5 protein-coding genes are annotated in these 6,250 nt (G+C 39.8%); all 5 read right to left on the bottom strand.

Translation table 11 applies throughout. From position 1 onward, the window contains the following. Positions 1 to 424: 424 nt before the first annotated feature. Complete coding sequence (locus LHW48_08905) at positions 425 to 1,774, bottom strand: hypothetical protein (GenBank protein ID MCB5260568.1); 1,350 nt, start codon at positions 1,772 to 1,774, stop codon at positions 425 to 427. After that, entirely contained in the window at positions 1,764 to 3,059 is a 1,296-nt protein-coding gene (aroC, locus tag LHW48_08900) for a chorismate synthase (GenBank protein MCB5260567.1), read from the bottom strand. Before aroC ends, LHW48_08905 begins: the two co-directional genes overlap by 11 nt. Beyond that, positions 3,046 to 3,864, bottom strand: coding sequence for a peptidylprolyl isomerase (locus tag LHW48_08895; protein MCB5260566.1), 819 nt, complete (start codon positions 3,862 to 3,864; stop codon positions 3,046 to 3,048). The genes aroC and LHW48_08895 overlap by 14 nt, the downstream gene beginning before the upstream one ends. Further along, a complete protein-coding gene (miaA, locus tag LHW48_08890) occupies positions 3,836 to 4,789 on the bottom strand; it encodes a tRNA (adenosine(37)-N6)-dimethylallyltransferase MiaA (protein MCB5260565.1) in 954 nt (317 codons plus the stop codon). Before miaA ends, LHW48_08895 begins: the two co-directional genes overlap by 29 nt. After that, positions 4,786 to 6,250 (bottom strand): DNA mismatch repair endonuclease MutL (gene mutL / locus LHW48_08885; GenBank protein MCB5260564.1); only part of this gene is annotated, 1,465 nt, incomplete at its 5' end. The genes miaA and mutL, both read right to left, overlap by 4 nt.

Below are 6,250 nucleotides of genomic sequence, written 5' to 3'. Positions count from 1 at the left end.
ACTACCTGGAAAGGCTATCGTAATGCCCCATAATGAGATATATCACACTTTCGCTAAAACTATACACCATTTATCAAGCACTTAGGTGTAGGAAAGATTAGTTATTTAATATCTTATGGGCGGTTTGGACTTCAAGGCCGTGCATAATTACACGCCTGCTTTTGAAGTCCATGAGGCCTATTAAGTTCAATATCAGCAGGAACTTAATTGGCCTCATGAACTCCAATAGCATGGTTCAGGTTAAAAAAGGTTTTGTCCCAATACATAACTCGTACTACAAGGGAGGCTGGGGTGGACATAGCTACGATCAGAAAAAGCCCAGAAATTCGATATATCGTGCATATATATCTGTAATATATGGATGTGCAACGGTCTCTTGAATTTTTTCAAGCAAAATGGAATAAGTTGAAGCGGAATCTGTCAACTAGTTTGTTTCTGGTTTAATCAGAAATGATAGTTGGGTAGAAAACTGACTAACCCAAAACTGAGTTGATGTAAAGGTAGGTATTTCCTTTGTTTTTGCGTCATCTTCTAGCAAGGATAGAGGTTGGGGCAGAGCCAAATTTATCAGGGCATTGTATTTGGGCAATACGCTAAGATCGTCTGATGGGTTTTGTCCTAAAGGGCTGGCGTTTATCAATAAACCATATTCTTGTTTAAGCTTATCTTCCAGGTTATAAGCTCTACGTAGCTTATCTGCTTGTTCACGATTACGGCTAAGCAGGTGGATTCGTTCATATTTCCAAAGTTGCAGATATTTTATAAATATGTTGGCACAAGAGCCACTACCATAAATTAGAATAGAACTTTGGAGGTTAATATTAAGCTTTTGTAGTGCATCCCTCAATGCTTTGATATCTGTGTTCAGGGGCTTTATATATCTATCTAATTCTGCATGATAATAAGATTGTGGTTTTTTACTATGGCAAAACCGGATGGTATTGATACATTGCCTACCAGTATTAAAGTACTTTGCCAGAGAGCTTTTATAGGGATTGGTGATTGCTAAGCCTAGCAAAGATAGGTTTTTTAAGACGAATTTTACTGCCATAACTGCTTCATCAACATTTTTTGCGGGGACTGGGATATAAGCAGTGGGTATACCTGCTGAGGACAAAAAAGGGTTACCATGTACTATGCTACCGCTTTGGTTTACTTTACCGGATCCGATTATTAGTAAAACACTGTGGTCTAAACTAAAAACTGCATGAAGAATAGGCATTAGCTCGTGTGTTTGCGGTTGACCATCGTATAGAGGTTCATCATAAGCACAATAGCAAGCTTGGGAATTGAATAAATGATATAAAGATCTTTGAAATAATGCCCATTTACCGCTTACGTTGAAGATGACGTTGCTCTTGCCACTTTTTTTTATCAATTCGGAAGCAGATAGTATTTCTTCTAGACTTTTTGCCTTGAAGATAAACTTATAATACGCTGCCTGAATGGGATTTTGTAAAAACTGCCAGATTTGATCTTCATCATAATCAATTAGATGCAAGGATAGAATCAGACGCTTCGGTTCTACTAGATCTAAAAATTCATGGGCTTGGTTCAAATCGAGATCTATATAGGCAGTGCTTGCCAACATTTTATCTAAAACTTCACGGGTAAGACTTTTGCCTCTGCAAGTTAGGATAAATCGCTTATTCAAAGGTTTATAATCTGTGGCTTCAATATTGGGATAAAAATCCAATCTTAGCTCAACCAGAAAGCCTTTGGGGATCTTTGAGGGTATATTATCGGGATGAAACCTGTAGCACTCAACTATCAAAAGAACTCAACCTGAGATTTAGATTAACAATTTGTTCCACTAGGTCTTCATTTAGGCTCAGCTCTTTAGCAAAAGTGCGTTGGCGCATTATTATCTCATGTTCTCTGGCAGTATCTTTTGGCGGCAGATGTTGTTTTTTCTTAAGAACTTTAACCTGCCTTACAATCTCTTGACGACGTTTTAGGATTAGTATTAGATCTTCATCTAGCTTATCTAGCGCTTCACGGTATCCACTAAGATCTTGCCTGTTTTCAATAAGTCTCTGGTATTGAATTGCATCTGCCAGGCAAATCATTAGCATAGCTTCGATAACGGGAATTATGCGAGGTATATGGCATGTATCGTGGCGACCATCGATTTTGATTTTACAATCTTGACCCTGCAAATTTATTGTATCTTGTTCTTGAGCTATGGAGGAAACGGGACGGACAATAAGGTCAAACTGGAGATCGCTGCCAGTGCTAACACCGCCTAGTATGCCTCCATGATGGTTAGTTTGAGCTTTTCCCTGAGCAAATTGATCGTTTACTTTTGAACCGGGTAAACGGGCAAGATCTAGTCCGTCACCAAAGAGGACACCCCTAATGGTTGCTATACTAAACATTGCTTTGGCTATATTTGCAGAAAGTTTTTCGTAGATGGGATCACCAAGTCCTGGAGGGATATTTTTTGCTCTTACTCGCAAAACTCCGCCAACACTATCACCTTCGAGTTTTTTTTGTTTTAGATATGATATTAACAAGGGATAGCTATCTTGATCTGGCCAATGGAAAGGATTCGCTTCAGATAGGGTGGCTATGCTCGCGGTTTTTTCTCCAATTTGAATGGCTGTGATTTGGATCTTAATGTCTTTTAAAAGATCTCGATACAACTCGGCAGCGATAACTCGGGCAACTGTTTCTCTTCCGGATGCCCTACCACCTCCGCGATAATCGAAAATATGATATTTTTGTAACCACGAATAATCTGCATAGCCGGGGCGGATTAGATCTTTAAAGGGATTGTATTCGAAGCTGCGAGCATCTTTGTTGTAAACGACAATACAAAGAGGTGCGCCTGTGGTTTTTCCTTCGAATACTCCGCTAAGAATTTCTATTTCATCGGGTTCTATGCGAGAAGTGGCAAACTTGGTTTGCGGAGCTCTTTGAGTAAGTGCTTTGCGGATTTTATCGAAGGGAAATTCTTGATTGGGAATGGGGCTATCGAAAAGAATTCCAATTGCAGGGCCGTGCGATTCTCCAAAAGTGCTAATACCAAGAATTTGAGAAAGCTTATTTGAGGGCATCGTCAAAGATGACTATCTGGTGTTTGAACTCGTTGTAAAGATCTCCCAAATGCTTCATCAAAAAGTATTCCCGCTCCATTTGTCTAATATTAGTGGCGAGGCTGGATTTGATTCGTTCAAATGGTATAGGTGTTTTGCATTTGCGGTCCGTTAGCAATAGAATGTGGTATCCTTCAGGACTTTTAAAGGGCATACTTATTTCATGGAGTTTTAGTTGGAAGGCTACTTTGTCAATTTCTGGGAAGAGTTTACCTCTGGGGAAATATCCAAGATCTCCGCAACAACGATTTGAGGGGCAATCGCTACAACTACGGCATTCATTGGCAAAATCTTGGGGATTCTTGATGCGAGAATGTATTTCCGTAATGCGCTGCAAAGCATTTTCTCCTTTGATGAAGATGTGTGAACAGCGCACCATTTCTTCACTGCAGAAGTTTTGAATCTGCTCGTCGTAGAGTTCTTTTAGTTTGTCTTCTGCAATGGGGTGATCGTCGGGATAAAGGGTAGATACATATTTGCGGATGATGATATTTCGTCTTATTAGAGTTTCCATTTCAAGAGCGTCCATTTGTTGTAGAAAACCAGGAGGCAAGCCAAATGGCTCTTCTTCATCCAATATTTCCATGAGGGCGATGTCAAATTCTTCATCGCTAACGTTAATACCTATTTGCCCGGCTTTTACTAATAGCAGACAGCGATCCACAAGGCGTTTTAACGCCTGCACTGCAGTACCGCCGCAAGCCATTTCTCGCGTTACATCCCTGTCAAAGATTTCCTTATTTACTATTCTGGCAATGATTTGCACCTGATTCCTCTTTGAACCTCAAATATCGGGATTGAATTTCCCCGAGGACATCAGATAAACTAAAGCTGTATGAGTCTATTGTCAAATCAAATCTGCTTTTTCGGTACCAGGTAAGCTGACGCTTGGCATAATTGCGATGATGTTGGGCAGTGTTTTCTGCACATTCAAGCAATGAAGACTTACCTGAAAAATATGGTTTAAACTCTTTATACCCCATGGTATTAAGCCCATAATCATTCCATGAGAAACCCATCTTGAGCAGAGTATCAATCTCATCGATAAGACCATCGTTAAGCATTTTTTCAACTCGAGCGTTTATTTTTGCGTATAAATCATCACGATTGGGGCAAACAAATATCTTAAAAGCGTTGTATCTTGTTTGTTTAAGTTGTTTTTGCCAATGCTGAGATATGGTAAGTCCGGTGGCAGAATGAATTTCTAGCCCCCTCAAAATACGCTGCACATCAGTAGCGCTAATCCGGGAGGCGAATACTGGATCTACTATCTCAAGCCGCTCATACAAATGCGCAATACCCAGCTCACAGAGTTCTTTTTTTAGCTGCTCTCTTATCTTGCTATCGATGGGGGGATGTTCAAATAAACCTTCTAGCAGAGATCGCAAATACAATCCACTACCTCCACATACAATCGGAATCTGTTCCTTATTAAATAGATAATGGATGTATTGATCTGCGTCCTTAACAAAAAAACCGGCATTGTAACTTTCGTTGGGGTCTATTATATTGATGAGATAATGGGTAATTCTCGATAAATCATTTTTTGATGGCTTTGCTGTACCGATATCCATATAGCGATAAATCTGGCGGGAATCACAATTGATGATACTGGTTTTAAGGGTTTCTGCCAATTTCAGCGCCAGAGAAGTTTTTCCTGATGCTGTGGGGCCTTCTATTGTGACTATCATACCAAACGCTTAAACTTTTTCTCAAAATCTGTAAGTGTCATTTTTACTATCAGGGGTCTGCCATGAGGACAGAAATATGGAACTCGACAGGCAAAAAGATTATTTACTAGACTTAGCATTTCTCTGCGTGAGAGCTTAGTGTTTGCTTTTATGGCGGCTTTGCAAGCGATCGATTTTGCCAAGGAATCGCGAAAATCTGCGTTTATCTCCAGCTCAGTTTCCAATTGCTTGAGGATATCGATAAAGATTTTACCGCCTTGAAAATCTCCTAATTCGGCAGGAATTTCTTCTATAACAATGGAATCTCCGCTGAATTTCTTTAGAGAAAACCCAATTTTTTCTAATAGATGAATATTTGAGTCGATCAAATCCCTGATCTCATTGGCAATATATGGAGGAATGTCAATTACTAGTGGAATAATCAATTTTTGCCTTACAGCAGGTGCTCCCCCCGTTCTTTGAATCAACTTCTCGTAAAGAATACGTTCATGAGCAGCATGTTGATCGATAATAACTAATCCATCCTCAATCTGTACAAATATGTAGGTGTTATGCAGTTGCCAAGGGTTGATGTAGTCTTCTTCATTCTGTAATAGAAGTTTATAGGGAACAGTATCGTTGGGTTGGTCATTAAATATTTCCTGTTGCTCTTGGCTGCGTACTTTTTCGGGATTCACAATGGGGATATTGGCAGGTTTTTTTGTCGGTTCATGTTCGAAGAGATCATCTTGAAACATCTGAGAATGTTCTTTTTTGTATTCGCTATAGCGGGGAATCGGAACGTTTTGAACAAATATATCTCTTTCTAAAGAACTGGCACGTTCCGTCATTTGGGGGATAGCGCTAAATTTGCTGCGTGCAGTGGCAAATTTATTTTCCTCATACCGTTGTAGAGCTTTTGATATAGTCTGAAAGATTAGGGAATGAACTTTTTGTTGTTCCCGGAAGCGCACTTCATTCTTGGTGGGCGAAACATTAATATCGATCTGTTCCGGAGGTACTGTGATAAATAGAATATAGGGTGGAGTATTGCCTTTCATCCATGCCCTGGTTTTAAGGATGAACGGGGCGTATGCACTTTTAATACTGTGTTTTACTGTTTTATCGTTTATAAATCTGCCATTAATGAACACATATTGGGCATCGATAAGCTTATCTGAGCGTTCTTCCAGGCCAAAGATATAGCCACTAACAGCGTAAGTCTCTGCAGCAGCATCAATTTCAATAATATCGTCATTGAAAAAGCTGGAGCCAAAAATCTCGCTCATGCGCTTGTTCCGGTCGTTTCCGCCAATATAGTTTAGTTTTTCTTTGCTATCTGCTATTAGTTTAAAGCTTATATTGGGATAAATAATCGCTTGATAGTGGAAGTACTTGAGGATATGTCGCAATTCCACAGTTTCAGAGCGGAGAAACTTACGACGCGCGGGAAGACTTTTAAAAAGGCCTCTTACCCATATT

The organism is Candidatus Cloacimonadota bacterium, from assembly GCA_020532355.1.
Taxonomy (GTDB): Bacteria; Cloacimonadota; Cloacimonadia; order Cloacimonadales; family Cloacimonadaceae; genus UBA5456.
The sequence above is the reverse complement of the archived record's forward strand: the minus strand, read 5'-3'. Positions and strand labels throughout refer to the sequence as shown.